Here is a 15,821-nt window from a genome sequence, read left to right as displayed (position 1 = left end):
ACATCCCCGGCACCTGCCAATAACAAAGAGTCCAGCCCCTTGAATCTGCTGCAACACATCGCCCAGTCTCGCCACCTGTTACGCAAGTCGGAGCTCAAGGTCGCCGACCACGTGCTGCTTGATCCTGCGGCCGTGATGCACAGCTCCATGGCCGACCTGGCCCACAGCGTGGGCATCAGCGAACCGACCATCGTGCGTTTTTGCCGTGCCATCGGTTGTTCCGGCTTTCAGGACCTGAAGCTGAAGCTGGCCCAGAGCCTGGCGGCGGGTGCGAGTTTTGGCCAGTTTGCGATTCACGAAGACGATTCGGTCGCCGATTACAGCCTGAAAATCTTCGACACCACCCTGCATACGTTGATGGAGGTTCGCGAGAAGCTCGATCCGCTGGAATTGCAGCGGGCGGTGACGCTCATGTCCCAGGCCCAACGTGTCGAGTTCTATGGCTTTGGTGCCTCGGGTGCGGTCGCGGCGGACGCCCAGCACAAATTCTTCCGCTTGCTGCTCACTGCTGCGGCATATTCCGACCCGCACATGCAGGCGATGTCGGCTGTGACGCTCAAGCCAACCGACGTGGCGATCTGCATTTCCCAGTCCGGGCGTTCAAAGGACCTGCTGATCACTGCCAACCTGGTGCGCGAAAGCGGTGCCTCGTTGATCACCCTGTGCCCGAGCCAGACGCCATTGGCCGAGCTGTCTACGGTCAATCTGGCGATCGATGTGCATGAAGACACTGAAATCTATACGCCGCTGACTTCGCGTATCGCCCACCTGGTGGTGATTGACGTGCTGGCGATGGGCGTGGCCATGGCGCGCGGCCCGAGCCTGGTCAACCACCTCAAGAGCGTCAAGCGCAGCCTGCGCAGCTTGCGGTTGTCGCCCAAGTCGGTGAAAGCGCTGGACGACTGACGTCGTCGTAAGGTCGTTCCGACCTTAATCGCGAGCAGGCTCGCTCCCACCTTTGACCGCGATCTCCTGTGGGAGCGAGCTTGCTCGCGATGGCGGCCTCGAATACACCGCAATTTTCATCAGTCTGTAACACCCAAGCCGCCAAACCGTCATCCCTCGCGCCTATCTTGAAACTCCCGTACTCGCCTTGGGAGACTCGAAATGGCCATGCCCTACGAAGAACGCAACAGCGCTGTCAAAACCCGTCGTCAGCAAGAAGATCAGCGCCGCATGGAATTCCGCCGCGCCATCGAAGATCGCTGCGAACGCCGTCAGCTTCTGGCCGAAATTGGCGATTTTCCGGAGTTGGAACTCAACTTCTGGCAGGCATCTCCCTCGGCGTCCCGTCGAAACGCTCAACCAGCGCGCTGATCTGAAGCCGTTCGCTACGGATAAACGCCAGGAAGGCGTGAGCCACCGGTGACAGGCGTTTCGCCTTGGCCTGCACCAGGCACCAACTGCGAAACAGTGGCAGCTCTTCGACCGGTAGCTCGATCAGCCCACCGGTTGCCAGCTCAAGGCTCAGGGCGTGGCGCGTCAACAGCGCAACGCCCAGGCCTGCCAGTACACATTCACGCTGAGCTTCGGCAGACGAGACCTCCTGGGTCTGGTTGAAGTGCACGCGCTTCTCTTTGAAATATTCTTCGCACGCCAGCCGCGTCCCGGAGCCTGGCTCACGCAGCAGCAGTGTGTAGGGCTCGAGATCCTGCAGGCGCAGCGGCCCCATATGACACAGCGGGTGATCCGGTGGCGCCACGGCGACGATCGGGTTGTTCAGGAACGGCAGGAATTCCAGGCCCATGTCCTGAGGCACCATGGACATGATCACCAGGTCGTCGCGGTTGTCCGACAGACGTCGAATGACTTGGCCGCGATTGACCACCGTCAGTTGCAGGTTCACTTCCGGGTGCTGGCGTTTGAATGCGGCAAACAGATGCGGCACGAAGTATTTGGCGCTGGATTCAATCGCCAGTTTCAGTTGCCCCTGCAGCGAGCCCTGCATGTCCGACAGCTGCATGTCGAGGTTTTCCAGGCGCCCGAAAATATCCCGACTGGCCCGCTGTAACGCTTCAGCCGCTTCGGTCATGTAGAGTTTTTTGCCGACGTAATCGAACAAAGGCTGACCAATCAGCTCTTCAAGTTGACGAATCTGCAGGCTGACGGCAGGTTGTGTGAGCGACATTTCCTCGGCCGCGCGGCTGTAGGAACGCAAATCACAGACCTCGTTGAAGATCTGCAATTGCCGCAAAGTCATACGCATCAATGACTTACGCATTATCTGGTCGCTCTCGTCGCTGGCTGGTGAATCAACTATAAGTCTTTACTTATGCACGACCCAATTTTTATTCATTTTTGTTAATCCCTTGTGGGCGCTAGTGTGGACCTGCGACCAAATTGAAACATTTGGTCACTCGTCGACCTGGTCTAGCAGGTCGTGGGTACCACCGGCTCAAGGGAAACTCCAAGTGATAACAAAGATCCTGATCGCCAACCGTGGTGAGATTGCCGTACGAATCGTACGTGCCTGCGCCGAAATGGGCATTCGCTCGGTCGCGATCTACTCCGACGCCGACCGTCATGCCTTGCACGTCAAGCGTGCGGACGAGGCCCACAGCATTGGTGCCGAACCGCTGGCCGGTTACCTGAACCCGCGCAAGCTGGTGAACCTGGCGGTGGAAACCGGTTGCGATGCACTGCACCCCGGCTATGGCTTCCTTTCGGAAAACGCCGAGCTGGCGGAGATCTGCGCCGAACGCGGGATCAAGTTCATTGGCCCGTCGGCTGAAGTCATTCGCCGCATGGGCGACAAGACCGAAGCCCGCCGCAGCATGATCAAGGCCGGCGTACCGGTGACCCCGGGCACTGAAGGCAACGTGTCGGGCATCGAAGAAGCCCTGACCGAAGGCGATCGCATCGGTTACCCGGTGATGCTCAAGGCCACTTCTGGTGGTGGCGGCCGCGGCATTCGTCGCTGCAACAGCCGCGAAGAGCTCGAACAGGCTTTCCCACGGGTGATTTCCGAAGCCACCAAGGCTTTTGGTTCTGCGGAAGTGTTCCTGGAAAAATGCATCGTTAATCCGAAGCATATCGAAGCACAGATTCTTGGCGACAGCTTCGGCAACGTGGTGCACCTGTTCGAGCGTGACTGCTCGATCCAGCGCCGTAACCAGAAGCTAATCGAGATCGCCCCGAGCCCGCAACTGACCCCGGAACAGCGCGCCTACATCGGCGACCTGTCGGTGCGCGCAGCGAAGGCCGTGGGTTACGAGAACGCCGGCACCGTGGAGTTCCTGCTCGCCGAAGGCGAGGTGTACTTCATGGAGATGAACACCCGGGTGCAGGTGGAGCACACCATCACCGAAGAAATCACCGGCATCGACATTGTCCGCGAGCAGATTCGCATTGCCTCCGGCCTGCCGCTTTCGGTGAAACAGGAAGACATCCACCACCGTGGTTTCGCCCTGCAATTCCGGATCAACGCCGAAGACCCGAAAAACAACTTCCTGCCGAGCTTCGGCAAGATCACCCGTTACTACGCCCCCGGCGGTCCTGGCGTGCGTACCGACACGGCGATCTACACCGGCTACACCATCCCGCCGTACTACGACTCGATGTGCCTGAAACTGGTGGTGTGGGCGCTGACCTGGGAAGAGGCGATGGACCGTGGCTTGCGCGCCCTGGACGACATGCGTCTGCAAGGGGTCAAGACCACCGCTGCTTACTACCAGGAAATCCTGCGTAACCCGGAATTCCGTAGCGGCCAGTTCAACACCAGCTTCGTTGAAAGCCACCCTGAACTGACCAACTACTCGATCAAGCGCAAACCCGAAGAGCTGGCCCTGGCCATCGCCGCCGCCATCGCCGCCCACGCAGGCCTGTGAGGAATAGAACAATGAGCAAGCAAATCCACGTTACCGACACGATCCTGCGCGACGCCCACCAATCGCTGCTCGCGACCCGCATGCGCACTGAAGACATGCTGCCGATCTGCGACAAGCTCGACAAAGTCGGCTACTGGTCGCTGGAGTGCTGGGGTGGCGCGACGTTCGATGCCTGCGTACGTTTCCTGAAAGAAGATCCGTGGGAGCGTCTGCGCCAGTTGCGCGCCGCGCTGCCTAACACCCGCCTGCAAATGCTGTTGCGCGGCCAGAACCTGCTGGGCTACCGCCACTACAGCGACGACGTGGTCAGAGCCTTCGTCGCCAAGGCAGCGGTCAACGGCATCGACGTGTTCCGCATCTTCGACGCCATGAACGACGTGCGTAACCTGCGCGTGGCCATCGAAGCGGTGAAAGCCTCCGGCAAACACGCCCAGGGCACCATCGCCTACACCACCAGCCCGGTGCACACCATCGAGGCCTTCGTGAACCAGGCCAAGCAAATGGAAGCCATGGGTTGCGACTCGGTGGCGATCAAGGACATGGCCGGCCTGCTGACCCCATACGCCACCGGCGAACTGGTCAAGGCTCTGAAAGCCGAGCAGTCGCTGCCCGTGTTCATTCACTCCCACGACACCGCTGGCCTGGCCGCGATGTGCCAAATGAAGGCCATCGAAAACGGCGCCGATCACATCGACACCGCGATCTCCAGCTTCGCCTGGGGCACCAGCCACCCGGGCACCGAGTCGATGGTCGCCGCCCTTAAAGGCAGCGAGTTCGACACCGGCCTGAACCTGGAGCTGCTGCAAGAGATCGGCCTGTACTTCTACGCTGTGCGCAAGAAGTACCACCAGTTCGAAAGCGAATTCACCGCCGTCGACACCCGTGTTCAAGTCAACCAGGTACCGGGCGGGATGATTTCCAACCTGGCCAACCAGTTGAAAGAGCAGGGCGCACTGAATCGCATGAGCGAAGTGCTGGCCGAAATCCCGCGGGTTCGAGAAGACCTCGGCTTCCCACCGCTGGTGACCCCGACTTCGCAGATCGTCGGCACCCAGGCGTTCTTCAACGTGCTGGCCGGCGAGCGCTACAAGACCATCACCAACGAAGTGAAGCTGTACCTGCAAGGCGGCTACGGCAAGGCGCCGGGCACCGTGAACGAACAACTGCGTCGCCAGGCCATCGGCAGCGAAGAAGTGATCGACGTTCGCCCGGCCGATCTGCTCAAGCCGGAAATGGCCAAGCTGCGTGCCGACATCGGCGCACTGGCCAAGTCCGAAGAAGACGTGCTGACCTTCGCCATGTTCCCGGACATCGGTCGCAAGTTCCTCGAAGAACGCGCCGCTGGGACTCTGACACCTGAAGTGTTGCTGCCGATTCCTGAAGCCGGTGGCGTCGCCTCGGCTGGTGGCGAAGGCGTACCGACCGAGTTCGTCATCGACGTTCACGGCGAAACCTACCGCGTCGACATTACTGGTGTGGGCGTCAAGGCCGAAGGCAAGCGTCACTTCTACCTGTCCATCGACGGCATGCCGGAAGAAGTGGTGTTCGAACCGCTCAACGAATTCGTCGGTGGCGGCAGCAGCAAGCGCAAGCAAGCCACTGCACCGGGTCACGTCAGCACCACCATGCCGGGCAACATCGTCGACGTGCTGGTCAAGGAGGGCGACACCGTCAAGGCGGGTCAGGCTGTGTTGATCACCGAAGCGATGAAGATGGAAACCGAAGTCCAGGCAGCCATCGCCGGTAAAGTCACCACCATTCATGTGGCCAAGGGCGACCGGGTGAACCCGGGCGAGATTCTGATCGAGATCGAAGGCTGAGTTAACAGCCGCGATACAACGCTTTATACCTCGGGGGGGCATGTGCTCCCCTTTTTTTCGCCCAGCATTCGGCGATCAGGTGTTGGTCCGCGGCCGAACTCCCCTGCATCGTCAGTAAAACAATTTCCGGCTTTGTTGCTTTCGAATTATTGGCTTGGTGGGATCTGCATTATTTTGCGATTTTTCTGTTTTTAAGTCATTGGATCTGCATTTAAATACACATTGCCGCTGTACCTGCTTTCTTTATGTGCACTATATTGCATCTATCGCAATAATTAGTCTTAGAATTATGCATTTAAATGCAGGTGGTGACGTCATGTACGATCTGACTTTACAGATCTATTGGGCAGGAAACTGGCACGACGCCATGGTTCTGAGCTTCGACAGCCCTGAAAAAGGCTTCGAAAGTCGCTGTAGTTTTGGCTACCAACAATCATATCTTTTCGAAAATTACGAGGATATTGGAACTCCGTTCGCCAAGGCGGTGAGCGCAAGATTTCCTTTGGATTGGGATGGCAGACGATCCAACGCGCCAGCATTTGTACATGACATAGCACCTGCCGGTGCCGCCAAAAAATTCCTTTTGGCGCATATAGGCAGAGACAAGCCCGCAGACGTCAATGCAGACCTCTACCTGCTGGCGAGAAACACACCGGCGCCGATTGGAAATATGCGGGTCAAGGAATCTGCTGAAGCGGTGGATCAGCGTGAGCCGATAGGTTTTGAGCGGCAGGACGTCGTCAGTCGCAATAATCGATTTCTCGAGTACGCCTATGAGCAAGGGGCAGCCATTGGTGGGGCAACAGGTGCAGGTGGCGAGGCTCCGAAGCTGTTGTTGGCCCGGAACAAGGCCGGGCTTTTGTATCCCGACGCCGTGCTGGACGACGCCGACGTCACCCAGCATTGGTTCGTGAAATTTGCTCGCAATAAAGGATTAGCGACTGATCAGGTCATTCTGAGAAGCGAATACCACTACTACAAAGCCCTCCAGACACTAGGGATCGAGACGGTGGCAGTCGAGGGGCTTGCGCTGGAGGAGGCGACCAAGCCCAGCTTGTGGATGCAGCGTTTTGACCGCCAAGTGACCGACCAAGGAATCGAACGCTTTGCCGTGGAGTCAATCTACTCGCTGGCAAACATTACGACTCCGGGTAGCGCTTTGGATCACATGGACGTTCTCCGGCTGTTGGCAGGACTTTGGCGCGAGACGGGGCAGGCGGATCAGATTCCGAATCTCGTTGCCGATTATCTGCGCCGGGATCTGATCAACAAAATTCTCGGTAACTCGGATAACCACGGACGCAATACCGCAATCATCCGTGATGACACCTCGTTCCGCCTTGCACCCATCTATGATCTGGCGCCCATGGTGATGGATGACGAAGGTGTGACACGCACAACCAAGTGGCCAAAAGAACTTGAGAGAGCGGGTGACGTTAATTGGCGTGGGGTGTGCCGTACATTGGCCGACATCACTGCCCCGGAAGATCCATTAGCCGCTTTGAGTGACGTACAGGATTCATTTGAGCGCCTGCGTGAGGATGCAAATCGTCTGATGGCGCTCCCCGATATTCTCGCTGCCAACGGCCTGCCTGACGCGACCATGAATCACCCGCAAATTGCATTGAAAAATCTGGAGCAACGTTTGAAAGAGTGGGGTTTGAAATGAGCATGACTGTTGCTGAGCGCACAGTGCTCATAGAAAGCATTCAAGAAGATTTAGCTCAGGGCACTCTTGAAATTGGCGAAGCGGTTCGCCGATTGCGAGTTGAGGTTACCGGCCTGCGCCAGACTCAATTTGCGAAAATGTGCAAAATATCGCTGCGTACGCTGGTGCATATCGAGCACGGAGAAGGGAATCAGACGCTAAAGTCGTTGAACGCCGTATTCAGGCCGTTTGGATTGAAGATGGGGGTGGTGCGGATTCGGCGTGATATCAGCTGAATCCGCATGGCTATGGCGAGGAAATCCGCTTGCTCGCCACAGGTATTGCTCAGATGGTCAACTGCGACACTCCACCAACCCTTTAACCTGCCCCGAAGCCGTCTGGTTCTCATCGCTCAGCCACTTCTCGAACCCGGCGCCAATCGCCGGCCATTCCGAGTCCAGAATCGAGTACCACGCGGTGTCGCGATTTTGCCCCTTGACCACCATGTGCTGGCGGAACACACCCTCAAAACTGAAGCCCAATCGTTCGGCCGCGTATTTGGAGCGGGCGTTGGCGTTATTGCATTTCCATTCCAGGCGACGGTAACCCAGGGCAAAGGATTCCTTGGCCAACAGGTAAACCGCCTCGGTGCTTTTCGGCGAGCGCTGCATCGGCGCGCCGAAGGTGACGTGGCCGATTTCGATGCGGCCCTGGGCCGGGACGATGGACATCAGGCTGAGAATGCCCTGGACCTCGCCGCTGGCGCGGTCGATCACGCTGAAGAAATACGGGTCGCTGCTGACCGCGTGGTTGTTCAGCCAGTCGTTGAAGACGCTGCGCTCCGGGAAGGGGCCGTAAGGCAGGTAGTCCCACAACTTCGGGTCGGCGCCGGGACCTTGCAGGACTTTGTACAGGCCGTCGCCGTGGCGTGCAGGGTCGAGTTTTTCCAGGCGGATGTAACGCCCTTCGATCAGTTGAGTCGTGGGGGCCGGGACGCCTTTCCAGTCGGCGAGTGAAATCGACATGCTGTTCTCCTTGAACCTAGATGGCTTTGCGAAACTGGATGAAACCGGGGCGTTCAGCGATGCGCTCGTAGAGCTGGATCGCGGTGGCGTTGGTTTCGTGGGTCAGCCAGTGGACTTTGTTGCAACCGTCGGCCTTGGCCGTGGCGTAGACAAATTCGATCAATTGCCGGCCGACGCCGGTGCCTCGAGTTTCCGGGACCACCAGCAAGTCTTGCAGATAGCAGGAGTTTTCGATGGCCCAGTTCGAACGATGGTAGATGAAATGCACCATGCCCACCGCTTTGCCGTCGGCCCAGGCGAGGGCGGCGTGGGTTGGCTCGTTCGGATCGAGCATGCGCTGCCAAGTGCTTTGGGTGACGGCATCCGCCAGTTCGGTGTTGTAGAAGCTCAGGTAGGCTTGCCACAGCGGCAACCAGGCCGCGTGATCACCGGCGGTGACTTGGCGAATGTCGATTTGACTCATGGTGACTTCCTTAGCGCATCAATTGGGCGAGGGTTTGGTCGTTGACGTCGGGGCTGGCGGCCAGGCCTTCGCGCACGCCGGCGATGTCGGCGGGGCTGCGGTTCTGGCTGAGCTTGCGCTTGCCTTCCAGACGGTCGATGGGAATGGCGAAACCGACAATGGCCTTGAGCATGCCGTCGATGTAGTCGGCGGGGGCATCGGCCACTGACCACGGTTGGGCGCGGCCAGCTTCATGACGATCGGTGAGGGTGCTGACGATGTCGAGCAGCCGCCCGCCATCGCTGAAGGTTTCGGCTCGGCCATAGGCGTGTACGGCGACGTAGTTCCAGGTTGGCACGACTTTGCCGTGTTCGGCCTTGCTCGGGTAGAAGCCAGGGCTGACGTAGGCGTCGGCACCGGCAAAAATCAGCAGGGCTTCGGCGCCGTCGCGCAGGTCTGTCCACTGTGGATTGGCTTTGGCCAGATGCCCGTACAACGTGCCGTTCGAGCCTTGTTCGCAATGCAGCAGCACCGGTACATGGCTGGCTTGCAGGCCGCTTTCACCGTGGGTCACCAATATGGCGAGACGGGTGGCGAGGATCAGTTCATGCAGTTGGGACAACTCGTCGATGGCAAAAGCGCGCGGCGTATACATGGAGATATTTTCCTTGGCGAATGCCTGCATCCTAGGCAGGCTATTGGTCTGTTGTAAGAGCCATTAATGACCAATTTCATGGGTCCATTGCGATGACTAGCGAGCCACTGTCCCTGACCTTCAACCCCGCAGGTATCGAACTTGATCGTCGCCAGGGGCTGAGTCGTCAGCTCTACCAGGCATTGCGCACGCGTGTGTTGGACGGGCGACTGGCCAGCGGTACACGTCTGCCTGCCAGTCGTGATCTGGCAGCCGCGCTGGCGATTTCCCGCAACAGTGTGGTGCGTGCCTACGATCAGCTGTACGCCGAAGGGTTTATTGAAGGGCGGGTCGGCGACGGGACTTATGTCGCGCAATTGCCCCAGGCAACCGTGCCGGCAAAAAAACTATCCACAAAAGTATCCACAGGGTTTTCAACAGGCTTACCCACAGCCTTATCCACAAATTGGCTCGATTTACCTGTGGATCCATCCAGCAAAGTTATCCACAACGACCCGTTGACCCGGGTCAAAAACAACCATTTGGCCAGTCCGCCGAGCGGTCCGCCCCGGGCATTTCGGGTCGGTGTTCCGGCGTTCGACCTGTTTCCATTCGAGGTCTGGGCCAAGCTGAATGCGGCTTTCTGGCGCAAACCGGATTTTCAACAGCTGTGCTACGGCGACCCGGCAGGCGATGCACGCTTGCGCGGGATGATCGCCGCGTATTTGCGCAGTTCCCGCGGCATGCAGTGCTCGGCTGAACAAATTCTGATCACCAGTGGCGCGCAGCAGGGAATCAGCCTTTGTGCACAGTTGCTGGTGGAGCCCGGTGACGGGGTGGCGATTGAAAATCCGGGGTATCGGGCGGCCGGTCATGCCTTCGCCGTGGCGGGCGCGCGGTTGCACGGGGTAGCGGTGGACAGCGAGGGCATCAATTGCAGCGAACTGTCAGCACTCGATGATTGTCGGCTGACCTATGTCACGCCGTCACACCAGTATCCCACCGGCGTGGTCATGAGCCTGGCGCGACGCCTGGAGTTGCTGGCCTGGGCCGAGCGCACCCAAGGCTGGATCGTCGAGGATGATTACGATGGCGAGTACCGCTACAGCGGCGCGCCACTGGCGCCTTTGGCCGCGCTCGATCGTCACGGGCGGGTGTTGTATGTCGGCACGTTCGGCAAGGTCGCGTTTCCGGCGTTGCGTCTCGGTTATCTGGTGCTGCCGCCGGGGCTGGTGCAGGCCTTTGCGCAACGACGCGCGGTGGACGTACGGCACTCCGAAGTCAGCACCCAGGCGGTGATGGCCGAGTTCATGGCGGCCGGGCATTTCCAGCGTCACATTCGGCGCATGCGGCGCGCGGCGCTGAGTCGGCGCAATACCTTGCTCAATGGTTGGCCGCTGGATATTCCAGGCATCGGCAAACTGCCCACCGTCGCCGCGGGACTGCACATGACGGTGCCGGTCGACAGCGTGGCCCGTGAACGCGAGCTGATCGAGTTGGCGAGCAGTGTCGATGTCGAGGTCAACGGCTTGAGCAGTTATTGGCTGCCGGAGTCCGTGACTCCGACGGATCAACGTGCGGGACTGGTACTGGGCTTTGCCGCCGTACCTGAAAAGGCGATCGAGTCCGCATTGGAGCGGTTGCGCAGGGTGTGGAAAGTGCTCTGAAGCGGGCGGCCTGTTCAGTCCATTCGCGAGGGGGCATCGGTGTGCGGTTTGCGATAAGTAAATATCGCGGGCAAAAAAAGACCTGCGCGAACGCAGGTCCTGATGACAGCTGGATCGCGGTGGGTTTCAGGTACCGGACTTGATCTTGGTCCAGGCCCGGGTCCGCGCACGTTCGGCATCGCGCGGCAGCGGTTGCAGGGTGTAGAGCGTGCCCATCGCCGCGTCGGTCGGATACAGGTTGGGGTTGTTGCGGATCGCCGGGTCGACCAGTTCCGTGGCGTCCTTGTTCGGGTTCGGATACCCCACGAAGTCACTGACCGGCGCAATCACTTGCGGCTGCAGCAGGTAGTTGATGAAGGTGTAGGCGTCTTCGGGGTTTTTCGCCCCCTTCGGAATCGCCAGCATGTCGAACCAGATCGGCGCGCCTTCCTTCGGCAAACGCATGTCGACGACCACACCGTTCTTGGCTTCTTTGGCGCGGTTGGCGGCTTGCGAGAAGCTGCCGGAATATCCGACCGCGACGCAGATGTCACCGTTGGCGATATCGGCCATGTACTTCGACGAGTGGAAGTAGGTGATGTACGGACGGATCTTCATCAGCAGTGCTTCAGCCTTGGCGTAGTCCGCAGGCTTCTTGCTGTTGGGGTCCAGGCCGAGGTGTTGCAGGGCCAGCGGCAGGATCTCCGAGGGCGAGTCGAGCAGGGCGACGCCGCACTGCTTGAGCTTGCTGATGTTCTCTTCCTTGAAGATCAGGTCCCAACTGTCTACCGGCGCGTTGTCGCCGAGCACGGCCTTGACCTTGTCCGGGTTGAAGCCGATCAGGATGGTCCCGTACATGTACGGTACGGCGAACTTGTTGCCTGGGTCATTGGCTTCGATCAGCTTCATCAGCTTGGGATCGAGGTGATTCCAGTTCGGCAGCTTGCTGCGATCCAGGGGCTGGAATACCCCGGCTTCGATTTGCTTGGCGAGGAACACGTTGGACGGCACCACCACGTCGTAGCCGGAGTTGCCGGTCAGCAGCTTGGCCTCCAGCGCTTCGTTGGTGTCGAAGATGTCGTAGACCAGTTTGGTCTGGGTGTTCTGGGCCTTGAAGTCTTCCAGGGCCTTGGGCGTGATGTAGTCGAACCAGTTGTAGACGCGCAACGTTCGCTCTTCAGCGTGGGCGGCAACGCTGAGCACCGAGGCACAGAGCGCTGGTACGATGAAACGCTTAAGACTTTTCATTCTTTTACTTCCTCATTAAGCGCTTTCGAAACCTTCGAGAACGTTCACGGCGTTGATGCCGATTTCTTCCACGGCATAGCCGCCTTCCATGACGAACAGCGTGGGTTTGCCGAGCGCCGCAATGCGTTTGCCCATGGCCAGGTAATCCGGGCTGTCGAGTTTGAATTGCGAGATCGGATCATCCTTGAAGGTATCGACGCCCAGGGACACGACGACGATGTCGGCGCCGTAGCTTTCGATCTCTTTGCAGGCCTGTTCCAGCGCTGCGCTCCAGGTGTCCCAGCCCGAACCGGCGGCCAACGGATAGTTGAAGTTGAACCCTTCGCCAGCGTCTTCGCCGCGTTCATCTTCATAGCCGAGGAAGAACGGGAACTCGGCTTCCGGGTGGCCATGGATCGAGGTGAACAGCACGTCGCTGCGTTCGTAGAAAATCGACTGGGTGCCGTTGCCGTGGTGGTAGTCGACGTCGAGGATCGCGACCTTTTCATGGCCCTGATCGAGGAAGGCCTGGGCGGCGATGGCGGCGTTGTTGAGGTAGCAATAACCGCCCATCAAATCGCTGGCGGCGTGGTGTCCCGGTGGACGGCACAGGGCGAAAGCAGAACGGGCGCCGCGCTGGATTTCCGCTTGGGCGGTGAGCGCAACTTGTGCTGCGCTGTACGCCGCTTGCCAGGTGCCGGCGGTGATCGGGGCGCCGCCGTCGAAGCTGTAATAACCGAGCTGGCCGTGGAGGCTGGTGGGTTTGATTGAGCGCAGGGTGCGGGCCGGCCAAGTGTAGGGCAGCAGGTCACCGTCGGTGTTGAATTCGGTCCAGCGTGCCCAGGCGCCTTTGAAGAAGTCGAGGTAGTCACGGCTGTGAATTCGTGCGATCGGCTCGAGGCCGAAATCCTTTGGCGCTTCGACTGGGCCAAGATTCTGGTTCTGCACGCGTTGCAGCACATGATCGGCGCGCGATGGCATCTCGAAGCAAGGCTTGAGCTGGCCGTCGATGAGTTCGCAGCGGCCATGGTGCAGGTGGTGATCGTCAGAGTAGATCGTCAGCATTTGTTGTTCTCCGCAGGGCTGATTCGGTTGCCCCCAGTGTTGCGGTGCACGGCGAATCGGAGAACGGCAGGAAAGGCCAAAAGGGGATCGATATGGCCAAAACATTTGACCGAAATTCGCCCCCTGATAATGCGGAGCTCTCGCGGCCGCCATCGCGAGCAAGCTCGCTCCCACAGGTGAGCCTCAGTGCCCGCGATTTTTGTGCAGGACGCATAACCCTTGTGGGAGCGAGCTTGCTCGCGATGGCGGCAGATCGGCCACTACAGTCCTCAGGGCCGAAACTGGCTGGGTGCCACACCGCTCCAGCGCACAAACGCATGGCGAAAACTCGCGGTCTCGCTGAAGCCCAACGCCTCGGCAATCTGATAGATCGGCAATTGATCCTCGCACAGCATTTGCTTGGCCTGCTCGAAGCGCAGTTCGTCGAGCAGTTCCTGGTAGCTGCAACCCATGTCCTTGAGATGTCGGCGCAAGGTCCGCGCCGAACAGTTCATTTGCTCGGCCAGCCCTTCCAGTCCGGGCGCGGCATTCAATTGCGCGCTGAGCAATTGGCGGATCCGTCCCAGCCACGCCTGTCGCCCGGTGAACTCGATGTTCTGTTTGCGGCAGCGTTCGGCCATGGCTTGATGGGTGATGACATCGGCCAGCGGTAGTGGCTGGTCGAGCCAGCGCTTGTCGAAGGCGAAGGCGTTGTTCCGCGCGCCGAAGTGCACCGGGCAGTTGAAGTGTTCGGCGTAGGTCGCTTCGTAGTCGGGCGCGGCATGTTCGAAGCGTGCGCCGAGCAAGGGCAGTGGATGGCCGAGCAGGTCGTCGCAGGTGACCTTCAGCGACACCAGGCAGAACTCGGCGTTGAACACCGCCATGGCCGGGCTCTCGCGGTAATCGTCGGCGGCGAACCAGATGCGCTCGCCATCATCTTCAAGGCTCAGTTCGAAAAGTGTTCCCAGCAGCGCCGGATAGCGCATCGCCAGACGCAAAGCGTCACCGAAGGTGGCACTGGTGAGCAGGGCGTAACCGAGCATGCCGTAGCAGGAAACGTGCATCCGCCGGCCCAGTTCCAGGCCGATGTCACGCTTGAGGGCGACGGCATTGGCACAGACCTGCATTTCCTGATTGGTGGTGATGCGCGTGTCGGCACGGTTCAGATCCGCCGCACTGATGCCGCTTCCGGCCAGCAGCGCTTCGCTGGACAAGCCTTGTGCCTTGAAGGCATCGAGTACCAGGGAGACCGCGTTGAGCGTGGTGAGGTGGGAGTGGAGCATGAGGACTTCCAGCCTAGGGATAGCTGGAGCGCAGCAAGTTGTATGCCGGGTGATGTCCCCTGTGGGAGCGAGCCTGCTCGCGATGACGGTGGATCAGTCACATCAATGTGAATGGTAGACCGCTATCGCGAGCAGGCTCGCTCCCACAAGGGTGGTGTGGTGTCAGCTCAGTTCACCGCACAGGTCGAGTTCGACGAGCCGACGGACTTCGTCCGTATCAAGCCCCGCACCCAACAACCCATGCAACTTGCCGAACGCCGCTTCACGGGTCATGCCGCCACCAGACAACACGCCCACACCGCGCAAACGACTGCCGGCTTCATAGACGTCCAGTTCAACCCCGCCTTCGTGGCATTGCGTGACTGCTACCACGACCACGCCGTTGTCCCGCGCACGGCCGAGGCTGGCGAGAAACCCGGGGTTGTCGCTCGGGCCGGTACCGCTGCCGTAGCACTCCAGCACCAGGCCCTGAATGCCGCTGTCGAGCAAACCATCCAGCACCTCGGTGCCGATGCCGGGAAACAGCGGCAGCACCGCGACGTTCGCCAATTGTTTGGGCTGGTTGTAATTCAACTGTGTTGGGAGCGAAGGCACTTTCACACCGCCACCCTGACGCTCCAGGCGCTTGAACGGATGCCGACCAAAACTGCGTACCTTGGCACAACGGGTCGGGTCCAGCAGTTCGCCGTGGAAGTACAGATGCACGCCCGGCGCCAGGCCCTGGCCCAGTGCAACCAGCGCACCGCCGAGGTTTTCCCAGGCGTCGCTGTCAGTCACACCGGCCGGCAGCATGGAGCCGGTGAAGCACACGCGGGCATGCAGTCCGAGCAACTGGAAACTCATCGCGGCCGCGCTGTAGGCCAGGGTGTCGGTGCCATGCAGGATCAGCACGCTGTCGCAGCCCTGAACATCCACTGCATCGACCACCGCTTCACGCAACTGCTGCCAATACGTCGGGGTCATGTTGGCGCTGTCGATCAGCGGCGACATCTCGCGAAAGCGCCATTGCGGCACCACCAGCTCAGGCTGGCTGTGCAGATAGTCGCGCATCCGCGCTTCGAAACCGGACGCCGGGGCCAGGCCATGGGCGCTGGCCTGCATGCCGATGGTGCCGCCGGTGTAGAGCACCATGACGTGCTGGGCGGCAGGATAGGTCGGGGCATTCATGGGAGCTTCTCCAAAAATGATGACAGCTTGTTTCCGAGCATGACGCCGGTCGCAAGCT

General features: G+C 59.9%; 15 protein-coding genes. 7 read left to right on the top strand and 8 right to left on the bottom strand.

Annotation, left to right across the window (positions count from 1 at the left end):
- The first annotated feature begins 39 nt into the window (after positions 1–39).
- Together hexR and WHX55_RS30550 are read left to right on the top strand one after the other, a co-directional pair.
- Positions 40–906 carry a transcriptional regulator HexR gene (hexR, locus tag WHX55_RS30555; protein WP_007954250.1) on the top strand — a complete coding sequence of 289 codons (867 nt, stop codon included), beginning with the start codon at positions 40–42 and terminating at the stop codon, positions 904–906.
- A gap of 201 nt (positions 907–1,107) precedes the next feature.
- The gene (locus WHX55_RS30550) at positions 1,108–1,317 is read left to right on the top strand and encodes a hypothetical protein (RefSeq protein ID WP_046038865.1); all 210 of its coding nucleotides are present in this window, start codon (positions 1,108–1,110) and stop codon (positions 1,315–1,317) included.
- Here WHX55_RS30550 and WHX55_RS30545 read toward each other — a convergent pair.
- Complete coding sequence (locus tag WHX55_RS30545) at positions 1,259–2,221, bottom strand: LysR family transcriptional regulator (protein ID WP_095943442.1); 963 nt, start codon at positions 2,219–2,221, stop codon at positions 1,259–1,261. The genes WHX55_RS30550 and WHX55_RS30545 overlap by 59 nt on opposite strands.
- 190 nt (positions 2,222–2,411) lie before the next feature.
- On the opposite strand from WHX55_RS30545, the gene WHX55_RS30540 reads away from it, so the two are divergent.
- From WHX55_RS30540 to WHX55_RS30525, 4 genes are all read left to right on the top strand, one after another.
- Positions 2,412–3,827, top strand: coding sequence for an acetyl-CoA carboxylase biotin carboxylase subunit (locus WHX55_RS30540; RefSeq protein WP_008045577.1), 1,416 nt, complete (start codon positions 2,412–2,414; stop codon positions 3,825–3,827).
- Positions 3,828–3,838: 11 nt separating this feature from the next.
- Positions 3,839–5,647 (top strand): sodium-extruding oxaloacetate decarboxylase subunit alpha, encoded by a 1,809-nt coding sequence (gene oadA / locus WHX55_RS30535; protein WP_150757444.1) that lies wholly within the window; start codon positions 3,839–3,841, stop codon positions 5,645–5,647.
- Positions 5,648–5,963: 316 nt separating this feature from the next.
- Positions 5,964–7,316 (top strand): HipA domain-containing protein, encoded by a 1,353-nt coding sequence (locus tag WHX55_RS30530; protein WP_150753811.1) that lies wholly within the window; start codon positions 5,964–5,966, stop codon positions 7,314–7,316.
- A complete protein-coding gene (locus tag WHX55_RS30525; RefSeq protein WP_150753812.1) occupies positions 7,313–7,591 on the top strand; it encodes a helix-turn-helix transcriptional regulator in 279 nt (92 codons plus the stop codon). The genes WHX55_RS30530 and WHX55_RS30525 overlap by 4 nt, the downstream gene beginning before the upstream one ends.
- 57 nt (positions 7,592–7,648) lie before the next feature.
- Here the strand turns inward: WHX55_RS30525 and WHX55_RS30520 are convergent, their stop codons facing one another.
- From WHX55_RS30520 to WHX55_RS30510, 3 genes are read right to left on the bottom strand one after another with little or no spacing between them, the layout of a single operon-like run.
- Positions 7,649–8,320: a GNAT family protein gene (locus WHX55_RS30520; protein WP_150757445.1), complete on the bottom strand. Its 672-nt coding sequence runs from the start codon at positions 8,318–8,320 to the stop codon at positions 7,649–7,651.
- Positions 8,321–8,336: 16 nt separating this feature from the next.
- The gene (locus WHX55_RS30515) at positions 8,337–8,783 is read right to left on the bottom strand and encodes a GNAT family N-acetyltransferase (RefSeq protein ID WP_150757446.1); all 447 of its coding nucleotides are present in this window, start codon (positions 8,781–8,783) and stop codon (positions 8,337–8,339) included.
- A 10-nt stretch (positions 8,784–8,793) separates the two neighbouring features.
- Entirely contained in the window at positions 8,794–9,417 is a 624-nt protein-coding gene (locus WHX55_RS30510; protein WP_150757447.1) for an FMN-binding negative transcriptional regulator, read from the bottom strand.
- 92 nt (positions 9,418–9,509) lie between these two features.
- Here WHX55_RS30510 and WHX55_RS30505 point away from each other — a divergent pair, with 92 nt between their 5' ends.
- Positions 9,510–11,063: a PLP-dependent aminotransferase family protein gene (locus WHX55_RS30505; RefSeq protein WP_150753815.1), complete on the top strand. Its 1,554-nt coding sequence runs from the start codon at positions 9,510–9,512 to the stop codon at positions 11,061–11,063.
- A 126-nt stretch (positions 11,064–11,189) separates the two neighbouring features.
- On the opposite strand, the gene WHX55_RS30500 is transcribed toward WHX55_RS30505, so the two are convergent.
- From WHX55_RS30500 to WHX55_RS30485, 4 genes are all read right to left on the bottom strand, one after another.
- Positions 11,190–12,290: a polyamine ABC transporter substrate-binding protein gene (locus WHX55_RS30500; protein WP_150757448.1), complete on the bottom strand. Its 1,101-nt coding sequence runs from the start codon at positions 12,288–12,290 to the stop codon at positions 11,190–11,192.
- 15 nt (positions 12,291–12,305) lie between these two features.
- Positions 12,306–13,334 carry a histone deacetylase family protein gene (locus WHX55_RS30495; protein ID WP_150757449.1) on the bottom strand — a complete coding sequence of 343 codons (1,029 nt, stop codon included), beginning with the start codon at positions 13,332–13,334 and terminating at the stop codon, positions 12,306–12,308.
- Positions 13,335–13,603: 269 nt separating this feature from the next.
- Positions 13,604–14,596 carry an AraC family transcriptional regulator gene (locus WHX55_RS30490; protein WP_353741772.1) on the bottom strand — a complete coding sequence of 331 codons (993 nt, stop codon included), beginning with the start codon at positions 14,594–14,596 and terminating at the stop codon, positions 13,604–13,606.
- A gap of 162 nt (positions 14,597–14,758) precedes the next feature.
- On the bottom strand, positions 14,759–15,763 hold the full coding sequence (locus tag WHX55_RS30485) for an asparaginase (RefSeq protein WP_150757450.1): 1,005 nt from the start codon (positions 15,761–15,763) through the stop codon (positions 14,759–14,761).
- Positions 15,764–15,821: the final 58 nt, after the last annotated feature.

The organism is Pseudomonas fluorescens (genome assembly GCF_040448305.1).
GTDB lineage: Bacteria > Pseudomonadota > Gammaproteobacteria > Pseudomonadales > Pseudomonadaceae > Aquipseudomonas > Aquipseudomonas fluorescens_BH.
The sequence above is the reverse complement of the archived record's forward strand: the minus strand, read 5'-3'. Positions and strand labels throughout refer to the sequence as shown.

Bases quoted from the DNA above. Each gene is read 5' to 3' on its own strand.
- WHX55_RS30525 (WP_150753812.1), top strand. From the start codon at position 7,313: ATGAGCATGACTGTTGCTGAGCGCACAGTGCTCATAGAAAGCATTCAA.
- WHX55_RS30505 (WP_150753815.1), top strand. From the start codon at position 9,510: ATGACTAGCGAGCCACTGTCCCTGACCTTCAACCCCGCAGGTATCGAA.
- WHX55_RS30485 (WP_150757450.1), bottom strand. From the start codon at position 15,763: ATGAATGCCCCGACCTATCCTGCCGCCCAGCACGTCATGGTGCTCTAC.
- WHX55_RS30515 (WP_150757446.1), bottom strand. From the start codon at position 8,783: ATGAGTCAAATCGACATTCGCCAAGTCACCGCCGGTGATCACGCGGCC.
- WHX55_RS30500 (WP_150757448.1), bottom strand. From the start codon at position 12,290: ATGAAAAGTCTTAAGCGTTTCATCGTACCAGCGCTCTGTGCCTCGGTG.
- WHX55_RS30520 (WP_150757445.1), bottom strand. From the start codon at position 8,320: ATGTCGATTTCACTCGCCGACTGGAAAGGCGTCCCGGCCCCCACGACT.
- WHX55_RS30530 (WP_150753811.1), top strand. From the start codon at position 5,964: ATGTACGATCTGACTTTACAGATCTATTGGGCAGGAAACTGGCACGAC.
- oadA (WP_150757444.1), top strand. From the start codon at position 3,839: ATGAGCAAGCAAATCCACGTTACCGACACGATCCTGCGCGACGCCCAC.
- WHX55_RS30490 (WP_353741772.1), bottom strand. From the start codon at position 14,596: ATGCTCCACTCCCACCTCACCACGCTCAACGCGGTCTCCCTGGTACTC.
- WHX55_RS30495 (WP_150757449.1), bottom strand. From the start codon at position 13,334: ATGCTGACGATCTACTCTGACGATCACCACCTGCACCATGGCCGCTGC.
- WHX55_RS30550 (WP_046038865.1), top strand. From the start codon at position 1,108: ATGGCCATGCCCTACGAAGAACGCAACAGCGCTGTCAAAACCCGTCGT.
- WHX55_RS30510 (WP_150757447.1), bottom strand. From the start codon at position 9,417: ATGTATACGCCGCGCGCTTTTGCCATCGACGAGTTGTCCCAACTGCAT.
- WHX55_RS30545 (WP_095943442.1), bottom strand. From the start codon at position 2,221: ATGCGTAAGTCATTGATGCGTATGACTTTGCGGCAATTGCAGATCTTC.